Source organism: Agrobacterium sp. 22-221-1, from assembly GCF_053522445.1.
The window spans coordinates 86,946-111,052 of the sequence record NZ_JBNWCL010000007.1 but is presented as its reverse complement, the minus strand read 5'-3'; the positions used below and the strand labels follow the sequence as shown (position 1 = coordinate 111,052).

General features: G+C 59.7%; 24 protein-coding genes and 2 pseudogenes. 7 read left to right on the top strand and 19 right to left on the bottom strand.

The window, feature by feature from the left end:
- Positions 1 to 140 precede the first annotated feature (140 nt).
- On the top strand, positions 141 to 629 hold the full coding sequence (locus ACQZ5N_RS12815; RefSeq protein WP_448733087.1) for a hypothetical protein: 489 nt from the start codon (positions 141 to 143) through the stop codon (positions 627 to 629).
- Between the two features lie 40 nt (positions 630 to 669).
- On the opposite strand, the gene guaA is transcribed toward ACQZ5N_RS12815, so the two are convergent.
- The 13 genes from guaA to ACQZ5N_RS12750 all read right to left on the bottom strand — a co-directional run bounded on the left by guaA (position 670) and on the right by ACQZ5N_RS12750 (position 14,231).
- Positions 670 to 2,247, bottom strand: a complete 1,578-nt coding sequence (gene guaA, locus ACQZ5N_RS12810; protein WP_448733086.1) for a glutamine-hydrolyzing GMP synthase — start codon at positions 2,245 to 2,247, stop codon at positions 670 to 672.
- 83 nt (positions 2,248 to 2,330) lie between these two features.
- Positions 2,331 to 2,969 (bottom strand): 5'-methylthioadenosine/S-adenosylhomocysteine nucleosidase, encoded by a 639-nt coding sequence (locus tag ACQZ5N_RS12805; RefSeq protein WP_448733085.1) that lies wholly within the window; start codon positions 2,967 to 2,969, stop codon positions 2,331 to 2,333.
- Positions 2,966 to 3,415, bottom strand: a complete 450-nt coding sequence (locus ACQZ5N_RS12800) for a PaaI family thioesterase (protein WP_003520131.1) — start codon at positions 3,413 to 3,415, stop codon at positions 2,966 to 2,968. The genes ACQZ5N_RS12805 and ACQZ5N_RS12800 overlap by 4 nt, the downstream gene beginning before the upstream one ends.
- 78 nt (positions 3,416 to 3,493) lie before the next feature.
- Positions 3,494 to 3,946, bottom strand: coding sequence for a TspO/MBR family protein (locus ACQZ5N_RS12795; RefSeq protein WP_020812396.1), 453 nt, complete (start codon positions 3,944 to 3,946; stop codon positions 3,494 to 3,496).
- Between the two features lie 51 nt (positions 3,947 to 3,997).
- On the bottom strand, positions 3,998 to 5,092 hold the full coding sequence (locus tag ACQZ5N_RS12790; protein ID WP_448733084.1) for a DUF1513 domain-containing protein: 1,095 nt from the start codon (positions 5,090 to 5,092) through the stop codon (positions 3,998 to 4,000).
- A 4-nt stretch (positions 5,093 to 5,096) separates the two neighbouring features.
- Positions 5,097 to 6,218 (bottom strand): imelysin family protein, encoded by a 1,122-nt coding sequence (locus ACQZ5N_RS12785; protein WP_448733083.1) that lies wholly within the window; start codon positions 6,216 to 6,218, stop codon positions 5,097 to 5,099.
- Entirely contained in the window at positions 6,218 to 7,741 is a 1,524-nt protein-coding gene (locus tag ACQZ5N_RS12780) for a di-heme oxidoreductase family protein (RefSeq protein WP_448733082.1), read from the bottom strand. The genes ACQZ5N_RS12785 and ACQZ5N_RS12780 overlap by 1 nt, the downstream gene beginning before the upstream one ends.
- A 58-nt stretch (positions 7,742 to 7,799) precedes the next feature.
- Entirely contained in the window at positions 7,800 to 9,077 is a 1,278-nt protein-coding gene (locus ACQZ5N_RS12775) for an imelysin family protein (RefSeq protein WP_448733081.1), read from the bottom strand.
- A gap of 155 nt (positions 9,078 to 9,232) precedes the next feature.
- Positions 9,233 to 10,522: an RsmB/NOP family class I SAM-dependent RNA methyltransferase gene (locus ACQZ5N_RS12770; protein WP_448733080.1), complete on the bottom strand. Its 1,290-nt coding sequence runs from the start codon at positions 10,520 to 10,522 to the stop codon at positions 9,233 to 9,235.
- 61 nt (positions 10,523 to 10,583) lie between these two features.
- Positions 10,584 to 10,952, bottom strand: a complete 369-nt coding sequence (locus tag ACQZ5N_RS12765) for a septal ring lytic transglycosylase RlpA family protein (protein ID WP_059759243.1) — start codon at positions 10,950 to 10,952, stop codon at positions 10,584 to 10,586.
- A 428-nt stretch (positions 10,953 to 11,380) separates the two neighbouring features.
- Positions 11,381 to 12,253, bottom strand: coding sequence for an SDR family oxidoreductase (locus ACQZ5N_RS12760; protein ID WP_448733079.1), 873 nt, complete (start codon positions 12,251 to 12,253; stop codon positions 11,381 to 11,383).
- A gap of 3 nt (positions 12,254 to 12,256) precedes the next feature.
- Positions 12,257 to 13,408, bottom strand: coding sequence for a tRNA epoxyqueuosine(34) reductase QueG (gene queG / locus ACQZ5N_RS12755; protein WP_448733195.1), 1,152 nt, complete (start codon positions 13,406 to 13,408; stop codon positions 12,257 to 12,259).
- Between the two features lie 130 nt (positions 13,409 to 13,538).
- Positions 13,539 to 14,231 carry a glutathione S-transferase family protein gene (locus tag ACQZ5N_RS12750; RefSeq protein ID WP_003520121.1) on the bottom strand — a complete coding sequence of 231 codons (693 nt, stop codon included), beginning with the start codon at positions 14,229 to 14,231 and terminating at the stop codon, positions 13,539 to 13,541.
- A 159-nt stretch (positions 14,232 to 14,390) separates the two neighbouring features.
- Between ACQZ5N_RS12750 and ACQZ5N_RS12745 the strand changes: the two genes are divergently transcribed.
- Positions 14,391 to 15,197 carry an undecaprenyl-diphosphate phosphatase gene (locus ACQZ5N_RS12745; RefSeq protein ID WP_080852772.1) on the top strand — a complete coding sequence of 269 codons (807 nt, stop codon included), beginning with the start codon at positions 14,391 to 14,393 and terminating at the stop codon, positions 15,195 to 15,197.
- Between the two features lie 608 nt (positions 15,198 to 15,805).
- On the opposite strand, the gene ACQZ5N_RS12740 is transcribed toward ACQZ5N_RS12745, so the two are convergent.
- The 6 genes from ACQZ5N_RS12740 to dnaN all read right to left on the bottom strand — a co-directional run bounded on the left by ACQZ5N_RS12740 (position 15,806) and on the right by dnaN (position 20,524).
- Positions 15,806 to 16,786, bottom strand: a complete 981-nt coding sequence (locus ACQZ5N_RS12740) for a complex I NDUFA9 subunit family protein (protein ID WP_448733078.1) — start codon at positions 16,784 to 16,786, stop codon at positions 15,806 to 15,808.
- 121 nt (positions 16,787 to 16,907) lie between these two features.
- On the bottom strand, positions 16,908 to 17,195 hold the full coding sequence (locus tag ACQZ5N_RS12735; protein ID WP_003520118.1) for a DUF1330 domain-containing protein: 288 nt from the start codon (positions 17,193 to 17,195) through the stop codon (positions 16,908 to 16,910).
- Positions 17,196 to 17,215: 20 nt separating this feature from the next.
- Entirely contained in the window at positions 17,216 to 17,923 is a 708-nt protein-coding gene (pyrF, locus tag ACQZ5N_RS12730; protein ID WP_196378115.1) for an orotidine-5'-phosphate decarboxylase, read from the bottom strand.
- Between the two features lie 4 nt (positions 17,924 to 17,927).
- Positions 17,928 to 18,524: a histidine phosphatase family protein gene (locus ACQZ5N_RS12725; protein WP_448733077.1), complete on the bottom strand. Its 597-nt coding sequence runs from the start codon at positions 18,522 to 18,524 to the stop codon at positions 17,928 to 17,930.
- A gap of 95 nt (positions 18,525 to 18,619) precedes the next feature.
- A complete protein-coding gene (gene pmtA, locus ACQZ5N_RS12720; protein WP_003520115.1) occupies positions 18,620 to 19,213 on the bottom strand; it encodes a phospholipid N-methyltransferase PmtA in 594 nt (197 codons plus the stop codon).
- Positions 19,214 to 19,405: 192 nt separating this feature from the next.
- A complete protein-coding gene (gene dnaN / locus ACQZ5N_RS12715) occupies positions 19,406 to 20,524 on the bottom strand; it encodes a DNA polymerase III subunit beta (protein ID WP_031233744.1) in 1,119 nt (372 codons plus the stop codon).
- Between the two features lie 261 nt (positions 20,525 to 20,785).
- Between dnaN and rsmI the strand changes: the two genes are divergently transcribed.
- The 5 genes and pseudogenes from rsmI to ACQZ5N_RS12690 all read left to right on the top strand — a co-directional run bounded on the left by rsmI (position 20,786) and on the right by ACQZ5N_RS12690 (position 24,066).
- On the top strand, positions 20,786 to 21,727 hold the full coding sequence (rsmI, locus tag ACQZ5N_RS12710) for a 16S rRNA (cytidine(1402)-2'-O)-methyltransferase (RefSeq protein WP_448733076.1): 942 nt from the start codon (positions 20,786 to 20,788) through the stop codon (positions 21,725 to 21,727).
- The gene (locus tag ACQZ5N_RS12705; RefSeq protein ID WP_080852768.1) at positions 21,717 to 22,085 is read left to right on the top strand and encodes a YraN family protein; all 369 of its coding nucleotides are present in this window, start codon (positions 21,717 to 21,719) and stop codon (positions 22,083 to 22,085) included. Before rsmI ends, ACQZ5N_RS12705 begins: the two co-directional genes overlap by 11 nt.
- Positions 22,003 to 22,260: pseudogene (locus ACQZ5N_RS12700) on the top strand (maltose acetyltransferase domain-containing protein); the annotation flags it as partial. The gene ACQZ5N_RS12705 and the pseudogene ACQZ5N_RS12700, both read left to right, overlap by 83 nt.
- A 222-nt stretch (positions 22,261 to 22,482) precedes the next feature.
- A pseudogene (locus ACQZ5N_RS12695) lies at positions 22,483 to 22,647 on the top strand (DapH/DapD/GlmU-related protein); the annotation flags it as partial.
- 120 nt (positions 22,648 to 22,767) lie between these two features.
- Positions 22,768 to 24,066, top strand: coding sequence for an extracellular solute-binding protein (locus ACQZ5N_RS12690; RefSeq protein WP_137452457.1), 1,299 nt, complete (start codon positions 22,768 to 22,770; stop codon positions 24,064 to 24,066).
- Positions 24,067 to 24,107 lie beyond the last annotated feature (41 nt).

Below are 24,107 nucleotides of genomic sequence, written 5' to 3'. Positions count from 1 at the left end.
CGGAGTTTCGCGAGGGAGCTCGATGCATGACCTGAGCGGCACGCCACCGAAAAAATAGACCGTATTAAGCTGGCAGATTTGTCGATGACAGTCTGCTTCCCGGACCACCACGTCCTTTTGGACGAGAAAGGCAATCTCTCATGTTCGGAATTTCTCCGCTCGGCTGGATCCATACGCTTGGAAGCCTGCCGGCCATTCCCGCCGCCGTTTACATGTTTGCCCGCCACGGTCGAATCGTTCCCCGATCAGCGCCAGGCACTCTTTATCTTGTCTCCATGCTGATTGGCGCTGCGACGGTCTTCCTCGTGGCGCATCAGCCGATCAGTTACGGCGTTGGCGTCCTGACCATCCTGTTCCTGCTCGCAGGTTACGGCATTGAAGGTGTTCTGGGTTCAACGCGCGCGGCCAAATATATTGAAACCATCTGTCTCAGCATCAGTGCGTTTCTTTTGATGGTCCCGACGGTCAGCGAAATCCTGCGCCGTGTTCCAGACGGTCACCCTCTGGTTACGGACCTGAAATCGCCGCTGCTTCTCGGCGCTCAGGCAGGGTTGCTGGCGATCCTTGTGGTCGGCCTGACCGCCCAAATCATCTATCTCACACGACAAAACAGAAACGCCGCGAACTAGTCGCGGCGTCATCTTTACAGGACCGTGTAGAGTATAGTCCTTATTCCCATTCGATCGTGCCGGGCGGCTTGCTTGTCACGTCATAGACGACGCGGTTGATGCCGCGTACTTCGTTGATGATGCGGGTTGCCGCACGACCAAGGAAATTCATGTCGTAGGGATAGAAATCCGCCGTCATGCCATCCACCGAGGTCACGGCGCGAAGCGCGCAGACGAAGTCATAGGTACGGTAATCGCCCATGACGCCCACGGTCTGCACCGGCAGCAGCACGGCGAAAGCCTGCCAGATGGTGTCGTAGAGACCGGCCTTGCGGATTTCATCGAGATAGATCGCATCCGCCTTGCGCAGAATATCCAGCTTCTCACGGGTAATCGCACCGGGGCAGCGGATTGCCAGGCCCGGACCGGGGAAGGGGTGGCGGCCGATGAAGCTGTCCGGCAGGCCGAGTTCACGGCCGAGCGCGCGCACTTCATCTTTGAAGAGCTCGCGCAGCGGCTCGACGAGCTGCATGTTCATCCGCTCGGGAAGGCCGCCGACATTGTGGTGGCTCTTGATGGTGACCGAGGGGCCGCCGGAGAAGGAGACGCTCTCGATGACGTCAGGATAAAGCGTGCCCTGCGCCAGGAAATTCGGTGCGCCCTTGCCGTCGGCGGCAATCTTGGCCGCTTCGGCCTCGAAGACCTCGATGAACAGGCGGCCGATGGTCTTGCGCTTCACTTCCGGATCGGAAACGCCCGACAGTTCGCCGAGGAACAGGTCGGCGGCATCCACATGCACAAGCGGAATATTGTAGTGGTCGCGGAACATGCCGACGACCTGCTCGCTTTCGCCAAGCCGCATCAGGCCGTGGTCGACGTAAACGCAGGTGAGCTGGTCGCCGATCGCCTCATGAATGAGGATGGCCGCAACCGAGGAGTCGACGCCGCCGGAAAGCGCGCAGAGCACGCGGCCGGTGCCGACCTGTTCGCGGATCTTGCGGATCATTTCGGCGCGATAGGCCGCCATCGTCCAGTCGGATTTGAGCCCGACGATCTTGTGCACGAAGTTGGAGAGCAGCTTGCCGCCGTCAGGCGTATGCACCACTTCCGGGTGGAACATGGTGGAGTAGTAGTGACGCTTCTCGTCCGCGGCGATGGCGAAAGGTGCGTTCTCGGAGGTCGCGATGACCTCGAAACCTTCCGGCAGCTTCGTCACGCGGTCGCCATGGCTCATCCAGACCGGATAGCTCTTGCCCTGTTCCCAGAAGCCGTCGAACAGCGGGCTTGCCTTCTTGATGTCGATATCGGCGCGGCCGAATTCCGCCGCATGGCCACCCTCGACCACACCGCCGAGCTGCGTGCAGAGCGTCTGTTGGCCGTAGCAGATGCCGAGGATTGGAACCTTGCTGTCGAACACCGCCTGCGGTGCACGCGGGCTTCCTTCCGCCGTGACAGATGCGGGGCCGCCGGAGAAGATCACGCCCTTGGGCTGAAGCTTCTCGAACGCCTCTGCGGCATTCTGGAACGGATGGATTTCGCAATAGACCCCGGCTTCGCGGATGCGGCGCGCAATCAGCTGCGTCACCTGGCTGCCGAAATCGATGATGAGAATGCTGTCGGGATGGGCTATCTGGGTCATGGCGAGCCTTTAAAGAAAATGGCGGCTTTAGGCAACCCGGAAGCGGGCGTCAAACAGCGGAAATTTGCGAAAATCGCAAGGTTCTAAAGGGCAATCGCGCCGTCCTCTATGGCGCGGCAAAGCCGGTGGACGGCATCCGCCAGCTTTTCATCGATGATGTGCAGGTACTCCGTCCAGTCGTCCACATGGTTCACATCCACCTTGCCATCGGAAATGCCGCGCAGACTGACGAGCGGTACGCCGAAGCGCTGGCAGGCTCTTAATACCGCGAAGGTTTCCATTTCCACCATATCGGCGTCGATCAGCCCGTAGGCCTCGCCCGAAACGACATTGGCGCCCGTGGAAAGCCGCGCCTCGGCAATTTCGGGTATCCGCAAAGGCAAGGCCACTTCTGCGGGCAGATCGAGCAGCGGCGTGCAGCCCTTTTCGAAACCGAAGGCGGAGGCGTCCATGTCGCGATAGGAAACCGAAATCGCCTGATAGATGCCGGTTTGCTCCAGCGTCCGCGAACCGGCGGAACCGAGCGAAACGACGAGGTCGGGCAGGTGATCGGCCGCATCGAGACCGGCAAGAACGGCCGTGACCGCAATCGCCGCCTCGACCGGGCCGATACCCGTCATCAGCGGCGCAATGCGTGCCTGGAGATGGGGACCGTATTCGGGGGAAGCCGCCATGACGAAGAGGACGGATTTATCCGCAACATGCAAAAGCCGGTAGCTCATCCGGTAATATCCTCGCGCCCCTTCACCACCATCATCGTGCCCGTCATGGAGGCGATCAGCTTCGCCGGTCCGTCGGACAGCGCATAGGCGCGGCCATCGGCGACGATCAGGTTGTTCCCTGGCTTGATGATCTCGCCGCGAAACAGGAACCGCTCGCCGCGCCCGGGCGACATGAGATTAACCTTGAACTCGATGGTCAGCAGCGAGGCTTCCGGCTCGATGATCGTATAGGCGGCATAGGTGCAGGCGGTGTCCAGACCGGCGGCGATGACGCCGGCATGCAATATGCCGTGCTGCTGCGTCAGCTTTTCATGAAAAGGAAGCTCGATTTCCACCAGCCGGTGTTCGATACGGCTGATCTCGGCGTTAATCGCCTGCACCACGCCCTGCCGCGCAAAGCTTCTTTCTATCCGCTGACGAAAATCGCCGGGATCCGTGATCTCCATGGCCTACCTGCCTGCTTCTGCCTCATCGCAAACTGACATGGCGCGTGGCGGCAGGCAAGGCAAGGGCGGTGCGGGGATTTAGTTCAACATGCCGATGCTTGCATTCAACACCGTGGCAAAGGCGACCCACACGGCATAGGGCACAAAAAGCCACATGGATATGCGGTCACGACGGTAGGCGAGCGCCACAAAGGCGACGATGCAGATCAGCATTGGAATAATAATGATGAGTGCACCTGCCGGGCTCTGCATTCCGAAAAAAATCGGAGACCACAGGAAGTTCAGCACCATCTGCGTGAACCAGAGCCGCATGCGCGTTCCCATCGGCTTGCGGATCCATGTCCGTGCGCCGGCAATGCCGATCAGCACGTAAAGCGCGGTCCAGACGGGTCCGAAAATCCAGTTGGGCGGATTGAAGAAAGGCTTCTGCAGCGATTGATACCATTCGCCGGGCACATTGTTGACGCCGATCAGCGCCCCCACGGCAACAACAGCAACCACAAAAACGACATAGACGGCAAGGTTTCTCATGATCCGTCCAATGCGCCGGCCGGGCTTTTGTTCCCCTTTCTTTTCAGTATTTTAGCTGGACAGACGCACGATGTGCTGGTCCCACGCCACGTCACTGCGCCGGGTCTCGAAAAAGCCGTCATAGGAAGAAACCGCAATGCCTCTCGCGGCGGGCGCGACGCCTGCCGCTTCCCGCACGGTTGTCTCGGAAACGACGCGCCCGGTTTTCGCATCCAGCGTCACGGCGGCGTTGCCGTTGGGCGATGTCAGGCCCACCAGCCCATCGCGCCGGTTGACGGCGATGGCCCCGACATAATTGGCAAGGCGCACCGTCGTTTCTTCCGGCAGATCGACGAAGGTGAGAGCCTCGCCCCTGGAGAAATGGCCGACAAGCGGCGGGAGATCGTTGCGCGGTCCCTCATATTGGCAGGCGAACCAGATACGCCCGTCATCGCCGAGATCGACATGGCGGGTGGAAAGCTGCCGCAGATGCGCCGGCATGGCGTGTTTCTGGATCACTTGCCCGGTCGAGGCGTCCAGAAGCACGAGGGACGGCTGCATATTGTCGATATTGAGTTTGGTTCGGCCGAAATCCGGATGGGTTTCGATGCCGCCATTGGCGATCACGATCAGCCGGCCGTCATCGCTCACCGTCATGTCATGCGTGCCGATGCCATGCGCATCATATTCGCCGATGCGGGCAAAGCCGTTGCGGGTGTCATAAAGCCCGATAACGCCGCGATTGCCGTCGAAGTCGTTTTCGCTGGCATAGAGGATTGCCCCGTCAGGGGAGAATTGCCCGTGGCCGTAGAAGTGGCGGTTTTCCGGCGTGTGTATCACGGTCGGTTCGCCACGCCGCGCGGGGTCGAAGGCCATGAAGAAGGTGCCGGGCCGGCGCGCAAAGGCCACGGTCATGCCGGTCGCGTGGCTCGTCGCCATTCCATGGGCGCGGGCAGGAAGCGCCACGCGGTCGATGATCTCGCCGCGTTCGCTCACCGTCGCAATGCCGTAGGACCCGTCGCGGGCGCGGAAGGCGGAGGCAAAGACCGCGTCTGTCCGCTCCAGCGCATAAAGTGAACGGGGAGCCAGCGCGGCGAGGAAGGGAACTCCCGCCGCTTTGATGAAGCTGCGCCGATCTATCAGCATCCGTTTGGTGCCGGAGATCATCGGCTCAGTCCCCATCGGCGAAGGAAAAGCCGGAGCTGAGGCCGATGGCGCCGCCATATTGATCGTTCAAGCGGTAGATCAGGTCTTTGCCATTGAGCAGCAGATAATCCACCTTGGCGCGCTGATCGTCCTGATCCAGCGCCTTTTGCACATCCGTATCGATGGTCCTGGCAACGCGGATCATCGATTTGGCGATGAAATCGATGGAGTTGACGATGGAGCGTTGATCGGGCGGTACGAGTTCGACCATATCCGCCGTGTGCAGCAGGGCCTGAACCGCCTTGATATTGGTGGAAATGCTCTGCCATGTCAGGCCGGAGCGCCAATAAATGGCGGTGCGGGGAAATCTTGCCTTATCCGGTCCCTTGTAGAAGGTTTCGATCCGCTGGTCACGAATGGCTTCGGAGCCATGGACGAGAATGCCGAGCAGGGCGACCAGCGCCTCGCGCTCGTCACGAAAGACGGGGTTGTCCGCTCCGGGCTGCGTCCAGTTTTTCTGCGCGCCGTCAGGTGCATTCCAGCTGTCGGAAAGTTCCGCCGCCACATTGGCGATGTTGCCGGCGATGGCCGCACCGTAACGGCAGCGGAAATCACCCTTCCTGTCGAGCAGTTCTTCCGCTCCGGTTCCGTAAAGCACGAACTCAAGAGCGCCGAGCCCCTGCGCCGCAACGCTCTTGCCGCTCAGGCCATCCGCACTCGTGACGCTCTCGTCCTTTTCGGTAAGATAACGCTGCACCTGTTTCAGCCCGAGACCCTTCTTGTCGGGATAATAAAGCACACGTTCGAAACGGTTCTTCTCGATGACAGGGCCGACACGCACGATCTCGATGGTCGACCAGCTTGACACCGTATCGACAAAGGCAGTCTTGGCCGCCGCTGCGGTCGTTTCGGAGGGGGCGGTGCAGAAAGCTTTCATGCGGCCTTCCAGCGTCTCCGCCGACTGCCGGAAGCGGTCATAGCCGGGACGGATGAAGCCGTTCACCGCCTTTTCCATCACGCCTAGCACCTCAACCGGGTCGAGCGGCGGCGGCGGCATCAGTTCCACATCCTGCGCCCTCGCCGGCGGCGTGGTCAGAAGCAGCAGCACGGACATGACGCCCGAAATTTTTCGCATGGCATTTTTCATCAAAGGGACTCCAGAAAGGCCAGCAAAGCCTGCCGGTCGGATTTTTGCAAGGCGGCAAAGGCGTCGCGCGCTTTTTGCCCTTCGCCACCGTGCCACAATATCGCTTCCGTCAGGCTGCGCGCCCGCCCGTCATGCAGGTAAAAACCGTTGCCATTGACCTTTTGCGTCAGGCCTATGGCCCAGAGCGGCTGGGTTCGCCACTGCCGTCCGCTGGCTTCGCCCACCTGCTGGCCATCGGCAAGTCCCTCGCCCATGTCATGCAGCAGAAAATCGGAATAGGGCCAGATCAGCTGAAAAGAATGCATGGGGTCGGCAGCGTCGCGGCGTGTGACGAATTTCGGGGTGTGGCAGCCCGTACAGCCGGAGGCGTAGAAAAGCTGCTTTCCCTGCAGGATCGTCGGATCATCGACATTGCGGCGCCGCGGCACGGAGAGATTTTCGGTGTAGAAGGTCACGAGATCGAGAACCGGATCGGGCGCTTCCACCGGCCCGAGCCTCAGCTGCACGCCGGTCGGCATGGCGAGACAGTCCTTCTGGACGTCCGTGCAGTCGCCATAGGCATTCGGCGCATCCGGCGTGGAAATGCCGATATCGTGGGAGAAGGCGCTGGCGCTCTGGTCTCGCACGCTCGCATTCTGCGCTTTCCAGCCAAACCGCCCGAGTTTCACCTCGCCGGTGCGATGGTCTTTGACCCATGCGGGACGCCCGGCAATGCCGTCGCCATTGTTGTCGTCCGGGTCGGCCTTGGCCAGAATATCGGCCTCGGCAATGGCCTCGATCAGGCCAAGACCGAGGGTGGGCATGGCGATGCGCGCCGAAAGCGTCGTGTCGGCACCGAGCGGACCATATTGCAGGTTCGCCACGGCATAGTCAGGCTTGCGCAGCATCACCACCTCGCCATCCGCCAGCTGAACCGGCTCTTCCGTATAGGTGATGACCGGTTTGCCTTCGGCGGCGAGGCCGGGAATGGCCAGGTTCTGAAGCTGCCGGCCATAGGTCTCATCGGGAAAATTCAGGACCTGGTGGCTGGCAATGGCCTGTCGTTCGGCTTTATTGCGGGCCGGTCGCGCCAGCCGCAGAAACAGTGAGACGGCGTCTTCTCCGGCAAGAGGCGGTCGACCCCTGCCATCCTTCACATGGCAGGTCTGGCAGGATCGAGCGTTAAACAGCGGCCCGAGCCCGTCCGAGGCCTGTGTGGAGGACGGAGAGGAGACCCAGAGCTTCTGGAACAGCGCATTGCCGAGCTTGAAATCCTGCTTCCGTTCGAGCGGCATGGTGGCGGAAGGATGCGAGAACGCGCCGCTGTCGGCCTTGCTGGTGCTGGTCGTCGCTCCGCCGGCCATGGCTTCGAAAGGTTCCGGCCCGGTAAAATCCGCCGTTGGCGCGGTGACGGCCAGCACACGGCTTCGATCTTTTTCCGTCAGGTCGTCCCGAAGCGGTTCGGCAAGCGCCATCGACGCCACAAGGCAGGCTGCCCCGGCGAAGAAGAATGGCTTGCGGATCGGCGGCAGCAAAAATTGCATGACAATAAGGGCGGGTGAAAAGTAACGGGCCGCAGCGATCTGCGGCCCGTTTTACCGCTTATTTGAAGACGGCGTTCGGATTGTCGAGGCTGTCGGAGCCTTCAAGCTCGATCTTGCCGAGATCGAGCGCCGCGATGACGCGTTCGACAGTCTTTGTCTGGTCGAGAAGGCCGTCGATGGCCGTCTGAACCACGGCGTTGCCTTCCTTGTTGCCTTCGCCGATCATCTGGTCATAGGCCTCGACGGTCTGCGCGCGCTTTTCCATCGCATGCATGGCGTCGAGCGTCTTGTTCAGCTTCGCCAGCATCTCGTCGTTCAGCGCCTTGTCCTTGGCGCCGACCAGTTCCGACAGCGAGGAGCCCGTCATCTTCGTTCCGTCTGCGCGGGTATAGTCGCCGGTATAGGCCGAGGCGATACCGATCGCGTCGTAAAGATGCGAATTGTAGGTGTTGTCGGAGAAGCAATCATGCTCCTCTTCCGGATCGTGCAGCAGAAGGCCGAGCTTCATGCGCTCACCCGCCAGCTCGCCATAGGAGAGCGAACCCATGCCAGTGAGAATGGCGGTCAGGCCCGCTTTCGGATCGGCTTCCACCGTTTTCGTGGCTTCGCCTTCCGGCGCCCAGGCATCCACCATCTCCTGAAGATCCTTGACCAGCAGGGTCGAGGCGGATTTCAGGTAATCGGCGCGGCGGTCGCAATTGCCGTTCGTGCATTTCGCCTTGTCGTAATCGGTGTAGGGGCGGTTGCCTGCGCCCGGTCCGGTGCCGTTCAGATCCTGACCCCAGAGCAGGAATTCGATGGCGTGGTAACCGGTCGTCACATTGGCTTCGACATCGCCCGCCTCGTGCAGACTTTCGATCAGCTCGGGGGTGATCTTGGAGGCGTCGACCTCTTCACCGCTGATCTTGATCTTCGGATTGGCGATGATGTTGGCAACGTAAAGCTCGTTCTCGTCGCTTTCCGTGCCATAAGAACCGTCGACATAGTCGATCAGGCCTTCATCCAGCGGCCAGGCATTCACCTTGCCTTCCCAGTCGTCGACGATCGGGTTGCCGAAACGATAGACTTCCGACTGCTGATAGGGAACGCGGGCCTTGATCCATGCTTCCCGGGCGGCCTTCAGGGTTTCTTCGCTCGGCGTTGCGATCAGCGCATCGATGGCCTTGTCCAGCGCCTTCGCCGTGGTCAGCGAATCCTCATATTTCGCATGCGCGACATCGGCATAATGCTTGACGACGGCGGCCGCGTCGGTGGCGGCCCGGGCGGGAAGCGCGGTGAAAGCCGCAGATGCGGCAAGAAGCGCAAAAGAAGCGCTGAGAATGGTTTTGCGGATCATGATCCCTCTCCTTCGGCAGGCGTGAAATGACTTCGCGCCGCGGCAAGCGAGTTCTGACCCAATCACAAACTTGTGTCAAACATTCTAGTTTAGAATGCTTTGAAACAAGACCTGGTGTTGTTTTCCAAGTAAAATCAGTGCTTGCAAAGACGGTGTTATGCTTTGCGTTTCATCAAGCAGAAGAAGAAGCCATCCGTATCTGTGGTTGCAGGCGTCAGCGTCACCGTCTTGCCGTCGGAAGAATGCGGTTTATTCGCGTTGCCGCCGAAAGTCGTCTGCCAGCGTTCCAGTGCGGAGCCGATGGAAAATTCCGGATTTTCCGCGCAGAAACGCCTTACCTGCTGTTCGTTTTCTTCGGGCAGAACCGAACAGGTGACATAAAGCAGCTCTCCGCCCGGGCGTACGAAGCCCTTGGCCTGCGAAAGCGCCTCGCCCTGCTGCTGCACGCGCTCTTCCAGATTGCGGGCCGTCAGCCGCCATTTGGTGTCGGGCCGGCGACGCCATGTCCCGGTGCCGGTGCAGGGCGCGTCCACCAGAACGCGATCGAATTTCTCCTGGAACGGCGTCAGGCCGGAGGCGCGGTCGTGCACCTGCACATTGCGCGTGCCAGCCCGCTTCAGCCGTTCGATGATCGGCGCAAGGCGCTTGCGGTCGGCGTCGAAGGCGTGGACCTGGCCCTTATTGTTCATGCTGGCCGCCATGGCCAGCGTCTTGCCGCCGCCGCCGGCGCAATAATCGAGGATCTGTTCGCCTTCATGCGCGCCGGCAAGATCGGCAACGATCTGGGAGCCTTCGTCCTGTACTTCGAACCAGCCCTTCTGGAAGGACAGTTCGGCAGTGACGTTCGGCAGGCGGGAAGGACCTTCGCCAGCGGGGATGCGCACGCCCTGCCGGGCGATATGCGTGGCTTCCGCGCCGCTTTCTTCCAGAGCCTTCAGCACCTTGTCGCGCGTTGCTTTCAATGTGTTGGCGCGCAGATCAAGCGTGGGCCGCTCATTCAGCGCCTGCGCCTCGGCGAGCCAGCGCTCTCCAAAGGCGGTTTCGAAGGAGGATTGCACCCATTCGGGTATGTCGCCCTGAATATGGACCGGTGCATCGCTGAGGGAGCGGGACAGAAAGGCCTGCTGCCTTTGTTCATCCGGTGCGGCCGGGGCGAATTTGTCGCCGTCGAATTCCGCCGAAAGGTCCGAAAAGCTCTTGCCCCATTGGCGCAGCAACACGGCATAACCAAGCGAGGCAGCGCTGTCGTCATCCATCAGCCAGGCGTGCGACAGTTTCATGCGCAGCGCGTCATAGACGATGTTGCCGATTGCAGCCCTGTCGCCGGAACCGGCGAAACGATGGGCAAGGCCCCAATCTTTCAGAGCATCGGCGACGGGACGCCTGCGTCCCTCAATATCCGCCAATACTTCGATTGCTCCGGCCAAACGCCCGCCTAAACGCATTGTCTACCTCGTTCTTGTGCTAAGCCCGGTTGGTAGACGCGAATGGCGGCGAGGGCAAGGCTCAATCGGCCTTGACGACCTCGTAGCAGACCTTGGCAGTGCCGGAGTTGATCATGCCGATGTTCTTGGCGGCTGCCTTGGAAAGATCGAGAACGCGGCCCTTGATGAACGGCCCACGGTCATTGATGCGCACCACAACGGCCTTGCCATTGCGCGCATTGGTCACCTTGACCTTGGTGCCGAACCGCAGCGAGCGGTGGGCGGCGGTCAGGTTGGCGGCGTTCATGCGCTCGCCCGAAGCAGTCTTGGAGGTCAACGCATACCACGATGCGCCTCCACAACCATTTGCCGCATTCGCCTGAAGAGGCGCAATGATGGAACAGGCGGCGATAGTTGCAGCGGTGAAAGTTATACGACGGATATTCAACAAACTGTGCTTCCCTGAAAATCGGCCCCGCGCCGATTGATTGTGCCCTTGCTAAACGGCCATGAACTGGCCTGAACGCCTTTTGATGCGAGATTGTAGGGCGAGGGAAAAATGGCGAAAAAAAGCTGACCTCAAATCACGAACTGTTACAGTCTGTAATATTCGTGATCGTTAGCCGGAAAGCTGTCGGCAGGGCATCCCGTCGAAAAGCTGGAAAAAATAACGCAGAATCAATGGATAACGGAAATGCTGTTGCAGGTCACGGCTTCGTGAATCCAGTTCACGAAATGTGAGTGAAATATTTTTCTAATGACTACGATTTTAGTGATTTTTGGATGGTTAATAAAATCCTAATTGGCTGAAATAAGACGAAAACCATCCGCAAAAGTGGGATTGGAAGGATTTTTCATCGCTTTTCAGGGTGGGATTTTTCAGCCTCGCCAGAGGCCGTTTTCCCACAATTGTCTGAGGGAGAACCTGTACTCCGGAAAGCGGAAATCGAAGCCCAGATCGCGTATTCTGGCATTGGAAACGCGCTTGTTCTCGCCATAAAAAGAGCGCGCCATCGGCGTCAGATCGGCGGTCTCGAAGGCCTGCTCGGGTGGCGGTTCCACCCCTATCAGCGATGCTGCGAAACTCACCACATCCTGCGGCGGGCAGGGTTCGTTGTCGGTCACGTTGAAGATGCCGCGTTCGTTTTTCCGTGCCAGAAAGGCGAGTGCGGCACCGATATCCTCGACCCGGATGCGATTGAACACCTGATCTTTCTTGACCAGCCGCCGTGCCGTTCCCTTTTCGAAATTCATGAAGGCATTGCGTCCGGGGCCGTAAATTCCGGAAAGGCGCAGGATGGAAAGCGGCACAGCCACCTTTTCCGCTGCCGCAGTCCAGGCGGTTTCCGCAGCCACTCGTTCCACGGATCGCGCGGAGACCGGGCGGCAGGGCGTTGTCTCGTCCACCCAGGCGCCGCCATGGTCACCATAAACGCCGACGGTGGAAAGATAAGCGACCCATTTCAGGTTGGGCATGAGCTTTTTCAGATCGCCGCCCAGAAGCGCAAGCAGCGGATCGCCATCCTTGCCCGGCGCGACGGACTGTACGAGATGCGTGATATTGCCCATTGCGGCGACGAGCGCGTCATTGAGCTGAACGCCGTCGAAAAGCAACGGCGTCATGCCTGCGGCGGCGAGGTTTGGGAACTTGTCCTGGCTGCGTGTGGTGCCGGAAACGCTTGCTGCTTCGGTTCTCAGCGCGTTAGCGATGGCTTTCCCCGAATATCCCGCGCCGAAAATCATCACATGCATGCGTCACGCCTCTGCCAGTTGCCATTCCATTTCCGCCTCCGGATCAGGCTCCGGTGCGCGACCGGCAGAGTATGTACGGAATTCGTCCCTGTCCATAAGCCGTGACAAAGCCCATGCGGCCATGCCGCGTACTTCGGGCGAAGGGTCGGTTTCGGCAAGCGCCTTGCATCGTTCCACGAATTGCCGGTCCGCGGAGTTGCCCGCCGCGATCAGCACATTGCGGATGAAGCGATTGCGGCCGATGCGCTTCACCGGCGAGCCGCTGAAGAAACCGCGAAAGGCGGCGTCATCGAGCGTGAGCAGGAAGGCGATGGAGGGTTCCTTCAGATCCTCGCGCGCCTGCAATTTCATCTCGGAGGCGCTGGCCGCGAATTTGTTCCATGGACAGGCGGCAAGGCAGTCGTCGCAGCCATAGATGCGATTGCCGATCATCGGCCGGAATTCGTGCGGGATCGGCCCCTTGTGTTCGATGGTGAGATAGGAAATGCAGCGGCGCGCATCCAGTTGATAGGGCGCGGGGAAGGCGGCCGTCGGACAGGCATCGAGACAGGCGCGGCAGGAGCCGCAATGGTCCCTCTCAGCCTCGTCAAGACAGAGTTCGGCCGTCGTGAACATGCTGCCGAGAAACAGCCACGAACCATGGGTGCGGCTGACGAGGTTGGTGTGCTTGCCCTGCCAGCCGAGACCGGCGGCGGCGGCAAGCGGTTTTTCCATTACCGGTGCGGTATCGACAAAGACTTTCACATCCTCACCGGCGCGCGCGGCAAAACGGGTGGCGATTTCCTTCAGCCGCCCCTTGATGACGTCGTGATAATCGCGATTGCGGGCATAGACCGAAATGGCCGCCTTGTCGGGTTTGGAAAGCAGGCCGCGCGGATCTTCTTCCGGACCGTAGTTCAGCCCGAACATGACGATGGAGCGCACGTCTCCCCAGAGCGTTTTCGGCTCTGCCCGGCGGGCCTCGGTTTCCTCCATCCACGCCATCGTGCCGTGATAGCCATTGTCGAGAAACTGTCTCAGCCGTTCCGGTGCGAGCGGAATGCTGTCTGGGGCAGTGATGCGGCAGAGATCGAAGCCAAGCGAAAGCGCTTCCTGACGAACGAAGTCCGTCAGTTTACGCGCGCGTATTCGCTGCTTTTCGCTCGCGACGTTGATGGTCGTTTCTCCTGCGGGTTATTCTGCGGCATATATAATGCATGTCGCCCGAAAGTGTGCAGCGGTTTCGGGACAACGACATGCTTTAGATACAGCCGCAGGCCACAGCAAATAACCGGGAGGCCAGACCTCAGAAGTCCAGATCGGCGTAGTGGGAGGAAGGGGCAAGGCGCGGAATGCGCTCGCTGAGGAACGGCCGGAAGGAAGGCCGGGATTTCACCCGCTGATACCATTCCTTGGCAATCGGCGCTTCGAGCCAGTTGATCTCACCGAGATAATCCAGCACCGAGACCGCGGCAGCAGCGGCAAGATCGGCATAGCTCAACCGGTCGCCGGCCAGCCAGGTGCGTGAACCGGCCAGCCATTCCAGATATTTGATGTGCTGGCGAATATTGTTGCGGGCGGTGCGCAGCAGCTTGGAATCCGGCGGTCCGCCACCCTGCGCTGCCGTCATCTGCAATTTATAGACCCGTTCCCGCACCAGCGGCCGGGTCACGTCGTTTTCCATCTTCTGCAGAAACCATTCCGTCAGGCGGCGGATTTCTGCGCGCTGAAACGGGTCTTCTGCAAGAAGCCGACGGTCGCGCTTCAGAACCCCGTGCGTTTCGTCAAGAAATTCCGCAAGCACATAGGGCCCGCTCAGCGAGCGCATATTGTCGTCCAGATAGACCGGCAGGGTACCAGCAGGATTGAGCGCCAGAAACTCCCGCCGTCTTTCCCACGGCTGCTCTTCCACGAGATCGGTCTGGAACCCGTATTCCGCGAGGATCAGACGAACGAACCGGGATGCGGTCGACATCGGAGAGTGATAGAGAGTTGGCATCGGTACTCAATTTTTACGATTGGTTGTCATGATCGGCATTTGCCGAAAAACTTTTTCAGTTTCGCTTCATCAAGACGCTATAAGAGCTTGGCTACTTTAAAACAAGTTTAACGCAATTGCCTTCCATTGCCACTTTCCCCCTGAAAAGAAGGATACCTCATGGGTGACCAATCGATCATCAGCGCGCTTCTGCTGGGTATTATCGAGGGTCTGACGGAGTTCATTCCCGTCTCCTCAACGGCGCACGTGCTGCTGGCCGGGCATTTCCTCGGCTTCAAATCACCCGGCAACACCTTTGCCGTTCTTATTCAGCTTGGTGCGATCCTTGCGATCCTTCTTGTTTATTTTCAAAAGCTTGTGTCGATTGCACTCGCTCTGCCGACAAGCGCGAAAGCGCGCCGCTTCGTGCTGGCCGTTGCTCTCGCTTTCCTGCCGGCGGCGATAATCGGTGCTTTGGCGCATGACTTCATCAAGACCGTGCTGTTTGAAACGCCGATGCTCATCTGCGTGGTGCTGATCATCGGCGGCGTCATTCTGCTCGGCGTCGACCGCATGCCGCTGAAACCGAAATATACCGACATCATGGACTATCCGCCGTCGCTTGCCTTCAAGATCGGCCTCTTCCAGTGCCTTGCGATGATTCCCGGCACGTCGCGGTCCGGCGCCACAATCGTCGGGTCGTTGCTGATGGGAACGGACAAGCGCTCCGCCGCCGAATTTTCGTTCTTCCTGGCGATGCCGACCATGCTCGGCGCTTTCACGCTCGATCTTTACAAGAACCGCGATGCGCTGAGCTTCGATGACGGCGCGCTGATCGCCGTGGGTTTCATCGCCGCTTTCGTCTCGGGCCTCTTCGTCGTTCGCTCCCTGCTGGATTTCGTATCGCGGCGGGGCTTTGCACCCTTCGCCTGGTGGCGCATCGCCATCGGTTCGCTGGGACTGATCGCACTTCTGGTTCTGGGTTGAACCAGGGGCGGGAATAATCTCCGTTCGCGACGAACGAGCAGAAAAAGAAAAAGCGCCCCCGTAGAACCGGCGGCGCTTTTTCTTTGAAACTTTTAAAGGCCAATCAGTTGGTGCTGATCGAAGCCGTTGCGCAGGGGTCGACGCCATAGGCGGGAGCGCAACCGCTCTTACCCGCTGCAACCGTTCCCGGCGCCATGAAAGAACCCGCCAGAACCACCAAAGCCGCACACGCAAAAAAGAGTGCGATAGATCTGCCCATTTTATGATTGCCTTTCAGACGTTCGTTCGCGCGGATCATGCCGCCGTGTGTGAATTGAGTGGTCGGGATATGTTTGGAATGTGGCGAATATCAATAAAGCAGCTTGTTGAATACCGGGTTAATACGAAGTCTTTTCCACAGTTGCGCTTGTGCCACGCTTGCCTGTGGAGGCCGGACCGCCGTTAACTTTTACCCGGCTTTGCAAAACAGCCCTGGTTCACTCAATACCTCCCCTGCAGTTGAGGGGAAAATGCACGAATAGCGGTTTGGTTGCAATTGAATTGCGCAAAAACAAAAAGCGGGAATGGCTCCCGCTTTCGTTTATGATCGATGAAGCTGAAGGTGGGCGTCAGGCCGCTTTTCCGGCATTGGAGAACTGGCCGTGCGGGCGGTATTGCACCATGTAGGAAGGCAGAATGGACGCGACGCGAACGGGAGTGATGCCGATGCCTTCCAGCGTCAGGCCGTTCTTTTCGGCGTCAGTGGAAACGACATTGTCCTTTTTCAGCATGGTCACCTGATCGGGCGTCAGCGGCGGCGCAATCAGCGGCACCATTGAAGCGATCTTGCCAATCATCGACGCGACGCCGAAGGGCAGGTTGACGAAGGGACGCTCCCGATAGGTTGCGGCAAGAACCGCCTCGAGACAGTCACGGAACGTCATGACATCCTGACCGCCGAGTTCATAGATCGCGCCGGGCTTCAGCTTGCCATCGACGCCAAGGGCGACGGCTTCCGCGACATCCTCGACATAGACCGGCTGGAACCTGGTTTTCCCGCCACCGATCAGCGGCAGGAACGGCATGCCGCGGGCCATCTTTGCGAACTTGTTGAAGAAATCGTCTTCCGGTCCAAAAATGATCGACGGACGCAGGATCACGGCGCCAGGCAGAATGGAATGAATGGCGGCCTCGGCGCGGCCCTTGGTGCGGCCATAACCGGTCGGCGAACTGGCATCGGCGCCGATGGCGGAGATATGCGTCAGCGTCGCACCCGCGTCGCGGGCCGCCTCGGCAATGGCTTTCGCGCCGAATTCCTGTATGGCGTCAAAGGTGTTGCGACCGCTTTCGGTCAGGATGCCGACGCAATTGACCACATGGTCGGCGTCTTCCACGGCTTTGACGATGGAATCGCGATAACGCAGGTTCGCCTGGGCGAAGGAAATCTGGCCGACATTGCCGAGCGGCTGCAGGAAACCGGCGAGATCCGGGCGGCGCACGGCGACGCGGATGCGATAACCGCGCTTCGCAAGTATCCGCACGACATGCCGCCCGACAAAACCCGAACCGCCGAAAACGGTGACGAGGGGTGGAAGGTTGGCCAAGGTCATGGGAGGCTCCTCAGAAGCTGTCGATAAAGCGTTTTTCAGTCTCTTAGCCCAAAGCCGCGCGCGCGTGAAGAGATGTTGTCGCGAGGCTAAAAGCCGGTTTGGGAAATGCGGTTGACGGTCGTCAAATTCCTTCGACGATCATCATCTCCGCATCCGCGACTTCCTGGCGGATTTTGGCCGCGGCCTGATATTCGGGAGAATTATAGCAGTCGATGGCGTGCTGCACCGAGGGGAACTCGATGACGACGTTGCGTGCACGCGCCTTGCCCTCCAGCTCGGTCAGCGCGCCGCCACGGGCCAGGAAATTGGCGCCGAACCGCTCGAAAGCGGGCTTTGCCGTCGTGACATAGTCCTTGTAACGCTCACTATCGCGCACATCGACGCGGGCGATCCAATATCCCTTTGCCATTTCATCTCCTCCGATTGTCGTTACTGATTGGCCGGAAAGCTGGCGCGCAGCATGTCGTCAAGAATGGCGCGGGCCGCCGCTTTCGGGTCTTCCGCCCTGACGATCGGGCGGGCGACGACCAGATGGCTCGACCCGGCCTTGATGGCGTCATAGGGTGTCATCACCCGCTTCTGATCGCCGAGATCCGCGCCGGCCGGGCGAATGCCGGGGGTGACGACGGCAAGGTCCGGACCGAGGATTTCGCGCACGGCGGTCGCTTCTTCCGCCGAACAGACGATGCCGCCCATGCCCGCCTCGCGTGCCTGCTCCGCCCGGCGCAGCACCAGCGAACGGGCGTCAGAGGCATAACCCGCCTCGGCGAGATCGACGTCGTCCATCGAGGTCAGCACGGTGACGCCCAGCAGGCAGAGACCGGAGCCTTCGGCGGCCTTGACGGCAGCGCGCATCGCTTTGGGGTAGGCATGCAGCGTCAGCATCGACATGCCCATGCGGGCGATGTTTTCGACACCGGAGGCGACGGTGTTGTCGATATCGAGCAGCTTCATGTCGAGAAAGACCTTCTTGCCGCTCTGGACAAGGTCGCGCGCGAATTCGAGACCGCCGGCAAAGACCAGCTGATAACCGATCTTGTAGAACAGAACCTCGTCGCCGATTTTCGACACGATGTCTTCGGCCTGCTGCACAGTCGGAACATCCAGCCCGACGATAAGTTTTTCGCGCGCGGTCATTGTCTTATCCCTGCCATGTTTCCATTGCCGTCCAGTCGCATGTGGGGGACGCGGCTGCAAGTGAAAAGTCGGCGATGGGGAAGCGAAAGAGATTGCCGCCGCCGGGCGGCTGGTCCTTGCTGCGGCTGATGCCGCGGCCTTCGATATGGCATTTCAGAAGCGTACCTACACCACCATGGCCGACAAAGGCAATCGGCTGCTGCGGGTCGTGCCGGTCAAGAATGGCCTTGACCGCCCCGACGATCCTTGTCTGAGCGTCGATTGCACGCTCCCAGCCGTGAAAACTTTCCTCGGGGTGGGCGAAGAACCAGTCCGCCGCCTTTTCGAATTCCGGCGGCGGCAGGAAGCCGGTGGCGGACCGGTCGTTTTCATGCATCCCCTCGACGATGTCCATTTCCGCCCCGGAGGTTTCAGCCAGGATGCGGGCGGTTTCGATCGCCTTGGTCTCGGCGCTGGAAACGATGCGGCACAATGACCGTGCCCAGGGCAGGCGGCTCGCCTCGCGCGTCCGCTCGGCACCCCTGTCCGAAAGCCCCCATTCGGGAACGGGAACAACCGGATCGATCTTGACCTGGGGGTGGGTGATGTAGAGCGCATGCATGGCAATCGGTCCTCAAGGGCGATGGAAAGGGCAAATCAACACCCTAACCATTCGTCACGACCGGGAAATGACGGGTTCCGGCACTCTGTCGAATATCAGGCCCGCGTATAGGTCCACAATTGCGCCGGCGGAATATTGCGCACGATGAAATCGAAATGGCGGATGTGGTAGAGATGCGGCTGCGCGACGATGGGGGAAATCGGACCGTAGGATATCTGCACGACGGGGCGGCCATGGGGCACGCGCTTCAGCAATTCGTCGAGAAGCTTGATACGGGCGGCCATGGGGAAATTCAGCATCGGCACGGCGGAAACGACGCTGTCGAACATCTGGCCCTTGTGTTCGCCAAGCGTCGCATCGAGATCGAAGGCATCGCCATTGACGAAATTGACGCCCGGATAGCTCCTGAGCAGCTGATTGTAGAAATCGGTCGAATATTCGATAGCGGTCAGGTTCTCCGGCTTGATGCCGCGCGCCAGAATGGCCTTGGTGATGACACCCGTGCCCGGGCCGAGTTCGAGAACCGGCAGGCCGGAATGGGGATTGATGACACTCGCCATTTTTTTCGCCGTGATGGACGATGTCGGCACAATGGCCCCGACTTTTTTCGGCTGGCTGACCATACCCTTGAAAAAGCGGATTTCTTCTTCAAATTTCTGTTCAAGCCGTTGCTTCAGGTTAAGTGCCATAGTTCCCTCAGATGCTTTTGGTCATTGTCAAAAAACTGTTACGCAATGTTGATCCCATTTGGCGCAAAAACAAGGCAAAATGTCGTAACTGGAAAAATTCGCTTACGGTTTGAAATGCGCCTTCGCCGAATCAAAAAAGCCGGTGAAGTGTTCCACCGGCTTTTTTGATGAAATTTGCGGAAAATTCCCGTTTCAAACGCGCATCGGCATCAGAACATAAAGCGCATCGTCGCCGGCGGTGTCGCGAACGAGCGTCGGCGAACCGGCGTCGGCCAGCAGGAAAATCGCGTCGTCGCCGGAAAGCTGCGAGGTGATGTCGAGGAGGTATTTGGCGTTGAAGCCGATTTCCATCGAATCATTGTCGTAACCGACAGCCACTTCTTCCGTAGCACTTCCCGAATCCGGGTTGTTGACGGTCAGCGTTAGCTGGCCGTTGGTGAGCGCGAGCTTCACGGCGCGGCCGCGCTCGGAAGAAATGGTCGAGACGCGGTCGACAGCCTGCGCGAAGGTCTGGCAATCGACCCGCATTTCCTTGTCGTTGCCGGTCGGGATCACGCGCTGATAATCCGGGAAGGTACCGTCGATCAGCTTCGAGGTCAGAACGACCGAACCGATGGTCAGGCGGATTTTTGCATCCGAGACTTCGACGGTGACTTCCAGCTCAGGGTTGTCCATCAGCTTCTGCAGTTCGCCGACGGTCTTGCGCGGAATGATGATGCCCGGCATGCCTTCGGAACCGGAAGGCGCATCCACATCGGCGCGCGCCAGGCGGTGGCCATCGGTCGCGACGGCGCGCAGCTTCAGGTCGCCATTGCTTTCGATGGTATGGAAGAAGATGCCGTTCAGGTAATAACGCGTTTCTTCGGTCGAGATCGCAAATTGCGTCCGGTCGATCAGCATCTTCAGGTCGGTCGCCTTCAGTTTGAAGGTGTGGCTGAAGGTGCCGGCGGTCAGATCAGGGAAATCCGTTTCCGGAAGGCATTGCAGCGAGAATTTCGAACGGCCGGAGGCAACCGTCATCGAGGAGCCGTCCGGATTGGTCGCCAGAAGCACCTCGGAACCGTCCGGCAGCTTGCGCACGATTTCATAAAGCAGATGCGCCGGCACGGTGGTGGCGCCTGCCTGCTCCACCATGGCCGGCGTCGCTTCGGTGATTTCGAGATCGAGGTCGGTCGCCTTCATGTCCAGATTGGCGCCGGAGGCACGCAGGAGGACGTTGGACAGGATCGGGATCGTGTTGCGACGCTCGACGACCCGGTGCACGTGGTTCAGCGATTTCAGAAGGTTCGACCGCTCAAGAGTAATACGCATGGACGCTACCGCTTTCAACCGTTGCGAACCGGCCACCGCCGGATCGGCAAGAAGAGTCTTCACCGGCCAGAAAGCCGGATAATGTGGACGGGCAAAATGGCAGAGTTATTGCAGGAAATGCAAGAGCCGAGTGCATCTGCCGCGGGTCATTTTGCTGCTATACAGCATGATCCACAGGCTGGGGGCGTCCGTGGACCTTGTTCGCCGGTTTTCTATTGCCCATAAAGAGAGGAAACCAGCGGCCGCGAATAGTCGGCCAGAATGATTGGAAGCCGTGTGACGGAAGAAATATCGAACAGCGACACCAGAGATGCGACAAAGAGCTTCAGGATCGGCACGGCCACGATTCCGGCGCGGCCGCTGGAGCCGGCGCTTTATCTCGTGGCCACGCCCATCGGCAATCTTGGCGATATCACCATCCGCGCGCTGGAAACGCTGGCCTCGGCCGATGTTCTCGCCTGCGAGGATACCCGCGTCACCCGCATCCTGCTCGAACGTTACGGCATCCGCACCCGCCCGCTCTCTTATCATGAGCACAATGCAAACGAAGCGGGGCCGAAGCTCATTGCGGCGCTTGAGGCGGGAAAATCCGTGGCGCTGGTCTCGGATGCTGGAACGCCGCTCGTTTCCGATCCCGGTTACCGCCTCGGCCAGCTCGTGCTCGAAGCCGGGCATCGTGTCGTGCCGGTGCCGGGGGCATCTGCGCCGCTTGCTGCCCTCGTGGGTTCGGGAATGCCGAGCGACGCTTTCCTGTTTGCCGGCTTCCTGCCGGTGAAGGATCGCGGCAAGCGCGATCGTTTTGCCGAACTCGCGAAAATCCCGGCCACTTTGATCTTCTTTGAATCGCCGCATCGCATCGGCGCTTCCGTCAAGGTCGCGTCCGAAGTGCTCGGCCGCGACCGCCGCGCCGTGGTCTGCCGCGAGCTGACCAAGACCTTCGAGGAGTTCCGACGCGGCACGCTGGGCGAGCTTGCGGATTATTACGGTGGCGACCGTGTGGTGAAGGGTGAGATCGTGCTTCTGGTGGAGCCGCCCTCCTATGACGAGATTCCCGATATCGAGGATGTCGAGAAGCTGCTGAAGGATCTCGTTGCCACCATGCCCGCCGCCAAGGCGGCAGGCGAAGCAGCGAAGCTGACGGGCCTGCCGCGCAAGGAGCTTTATCAAAGGCTGCTGGATATGAAGGAAACGGATGGCCGCTGACGGGCGAAGCAATAAAAGGCGCAAGGCCGAGCGACGCGGCCATGCCGCGGAATATTGGGCGGCACTTTATCTGCTGCTGAAGGGATATCGCATCCTCGCCATTCGTTATCGCACCCGGCTGGGGGAAATCGATCTCATCGCCCGCAAGAAGGACCTCGTCGCCATCGTCGAGGTCAAGGCGCGAACGTCCGGCGAAGGTGCCGTGGATGCCGTCGGTTTCCATTCGCAGCAACGCATTCGGGCGGCGGCCGATCTCTGGCTCGCCCGTCGCAAGGATGCCGCGCGGTTTTCACTGCGTTTCGATATTGTCGCGGTCCTGCCGCGACGCCTGCCGCAGCATTTTATCGACGCCTTTTGAGGGGAGGGAAACAATGTCCACCGAGCGGGAAAAAATGGCTGCGGGCGAATGGTACAGCTGCATGGATGCCGAGCTGGATATATTGCGCTGGCGGGCACGAGGGGCCGTCCACCAGCACAATACGATGCCGCCGGATGAGCGCGGGGCAATGGCCTCCTTGCTACGGTCTCTGTTCGCTTCTGTTGGTGACGGGGTATTTATCGAAGCGCCGTTTCATTGCGCTTACGGTTTCAACATCACACTGGGCAAAAATGTTTATCTCAATGCCGGCTGCACCATTCTCGATTCCGCGAAAGTTACGATAGGCGATGGCGCGATGCTCGGGCCTGCGGTGCAGATCTATTGTGCGGAACACCATCTGGACCCGGTGCCGCGTGCGCAAGGCATTGAAATCGCAAAGCCCGTCACGATCGGCCGTGATGTCTGGATCGGCGGCGGAGCGATCCTTCTGGCTGGCATTACCATCGGTGACGGAGCGATTGTCGGCGCCGGTTCGGTGGTGACGCGCAATGTGCCGCCGGGCGTGACGGTGGTGGGAAATCCGGCTCGGCCCATAAAGCGCATGACCGACTGAGATTTTCGTCAGTCGCTGTAATAAATCTGACATGGAACTGTCAAAGAGGCGTCATGGAACGTCTCTATTCGCATCCTCATCCCAATAAATGGTGGAGAGGATTTAGTAATGTTGAAGAAGATTTCCATGGCCGCAGTGGCCGTCAGCATTTCGGCGACGTCTTCCATGGCTGCGACCAACATCACCTGGTGGCACGGCATGGGCGGCCGCAATGGCGAAGTCATCAACGAAGTCGCCCAGAAGTTCAACGAAGCCCAGAAAGAATGCGCTCTGACGCCGGTTTCCAAGGGCTCTTACGAAGAAGCCCTGGCCAGCGGCATCGCTGCTTTCCGCTCTGGCGAACAGCCGAACATCCTCCAGGTTTTCGATGCTGGCGCCGCGACCATCATCAACGCCAAGGGCGCTGTCATTCCCGCCGAAGATCTCATCAACAAGGCCGGTTACAAGTTCGACCGCGACGCTTTCATCAACGGCGTGCGTTATTTCTACGCTGCCGCTGACGGCAAGTTCGTCGGCATGCCGTTCAACTCCTCCGCTCCCATCATGTACGTCAACGACGAAGCCCTGAAAAAGGCCGGCGTCGAAGCCCCGAAGACCTGGGAAGAGTTCGAGCAGGTTGCGCCGAAGCTGAAGGAAGCCGGCTACATTCCGCTCGTTCAGTCGCAGCTCACCTGGCAGTTCACGGAGAACTTCTTCTCCCGCAACAACATCCAGTTCGCCACCAACAATAACGGCTATGACAGCGTCACCGACACCAAGCTCAAGGTCACCGATCCGAACCTCATCATGATGTTCGACAAGCTGAAGGACTGGAAGGACAAGGGCCTGTTCGCCTATTACGGCGCCGGCTGGAACGACAACCAGAAGCCCTTCGAAGAAGGAAAGGTCGCGTTCTGGATCGGTTCTTCGGGCTCCTTCGGCGGCCTGCAGAAGACGGCGACCATGCCGTTCTCGGCAACCTTCCTTCCCTACTGGGGCTCCATCAAGGGTGCCGGCACCAACTCCTTCATCGGCGGCGCTGCGCTCTTTGCAATGTCGGGCAAGTCTGAAGCCGAAAACAAGTGCGTGGCCGACTTCTTCCAGTTCCTGACCTCGCCGGAAATCCAGGTCTTCTACCACAAGGCAACCGGTTACGTCGCCATCACCAAGGCCGCTTACGAAAAGGCCAAGGCTGAAGGCTTCTACAAGGAAAAGCCGGTGGCGGAAGTCGGTATCCAGCAGCTCTCGCTGCCGGGCGGCGAATGGTCCAAGGGCTACCGCCTCGGCTTCTACCCGCAGATCCGCGCCGTCATGGAACGCGAATATAACCGCATCTTCTCCGGCGAAGTTACGCCGAAGGCTGCTTTCGAGATCATCGAGAAGGAAGGCAACGACCTGCTCGCCCGTTTCGCCAAGACGGCCGGCTGATCGCCTGTTTCGAAACCAATGACCATTGCCGAGCCTCCTTT

Coding starts and splice junctions, on each gene's coding strand:
- ACQZ5N_RS12815 (WP_448733087.1), top strand. CDS start 141: ATGTTCGGAATTTCTCCGCTCGGCTGGATCCATACGCTTGGAAGCCTG.
- guaA (WP_448733086.1), bottom strand. CDS start 2,247: ATGACCCAGATAGCCCATCCCGACAGCATTCTCATCATCGATTTCGGC.
- ACQZ5N_RS12805 (WP_448733085.1), bottom strand. CDS start 2,969: ATGAGCTACCGGCTTTTGCATGTTGCGGATAAATCCGTCCTCTTCGTC.
- ACQZ5N_RS12800 (WP_003520131.1), bottom strand. CDS start 3,415: ATGGAGATCACGGATCCCGGCGATTTTCGTCAGCGGATAGAAAGAAGC.
- ACQZ5N_RS12795 (WP_020812396.1), bottom strand. CDS start 3,946: ATGAGAAACCTTGCCGTCTATGTCGTTTTTGTGGTTGCTGTTGTTGCC.
- ACQZ5N_RS12790 (WP_448733084.1), bottom strand. CDS start 5,092: ATGATCTCCGGCACCAAACGGATGCTGATAGATCGGCGCAGCTTCATC.
- ACQZ5N_RS12785 (WP_448733083.1), bottom strand. CDS start 6,218: ATGAAAAATGCCATGCGAAAAATTTCGGGCGTCATGTCCGTGCTGCTG.
- ACQZ5N_RS12780 (WP_448733082.1), bottom strand. CDS start 7,741: ATGCAATTTTTGCTGCCGCCGATCCGCAAGCCATTCTTCTTCGCCGGG.
- ACQZ5N_RS12775 (WP_448733081.1), bottom strand. CDS start 9,077: ATGATCCGCAAAACCATTCTCAGCGCTTCTTTTGCGCTTCTTGCCGCA.
- ACQZ5N_RS12770 (WP_448733080.1), bottom strand. CDS start 10,522: ATGCGTTTAGGCGGGCGTTTGGCCGGAGCAATCGAAGTATTGGCGGAT.
- ACQZ5N_RS12760 (WP_448733079.1), bottom strand. CDS start 12,253: ATGCATGTGATGATTTTCGGCGCGGGATATTCGGGGAAAGCCATCGCT.
- ACQZ5N_RS12750 (WP_003520121.1), bottom strand. CDS start 14,231: ATGCCAACTCTCTATCACTCTCCGATGTCGACCGCATCCCGGTTCGTT.
- ACQZ5N_RS12745 (WP_080852772.1), top strand. CDS start 14,391: ATGGGTGACCAATCGATCATCAGCGCGCTTCTGCTGGGTATTATCGAG.
- ACQZ5N_RS12740 (WP_448733078.1), bottom strand. CDS start 16,786: ATGACCTTGGCCAACCTTCCACCCCTCGTCACCGTTTTCGGCGGTTCG.
- ACQZ5N_RS12735 (WP_003520118.1), bottom strand. CDS start 17,195: ATGGCAAAGGGATATTGGATCGCCCGCGTCGATGTGCGCGATAGTGAG.
- pyrF (WP_196378115.1), bottom strand. CDS start 17,923: ATGACCGCGCGCGAAAAACTTATCGTCGGGCTGGATGTTCCGACTGTG.
- ACQZ5N_RS12725 (WP_448733077.1), bottom strand. CDS start 18,524: ATGCATGCGCTCTACATCACCCACCCCCAGGTCAAGATCGATCCGGTT.
- pmtA (WP_003520115.1), bottom strand. CDS start 19,213: ATGGCACTTAACCTGAAGCAACGGCTTGAACAGAAATTTGAAGAAGAA.
- dnaN (WP_031233744.1), bottom strand. CDS start 20,524: ATGCGTATTACTCTTGAGCGGTCGAACCTTCTGAAATCGCTGAACCAC.
- rsmI (WP_448733076.1), top strand. CDS start 20,786: ATGATTGGAAGCCGTGTGACGGAAGAAATATCGAACAGCGACACCAGA.
- ACQZ5N_RS12705 (WP_080852768.1), top strand. CDS start 21,717: ATGGCCGCTGACGGGCGAAGCAATAAAAGGCGCAAGGCCGAGCGACGC.
- ACQZ5N_RS12690 (WP_137452457.1), top strand. CDS start 22,768: ATGTTGAAGAAGATTTCCATGGCCGCAGTGGCCGTCAGCATTTCGGCG.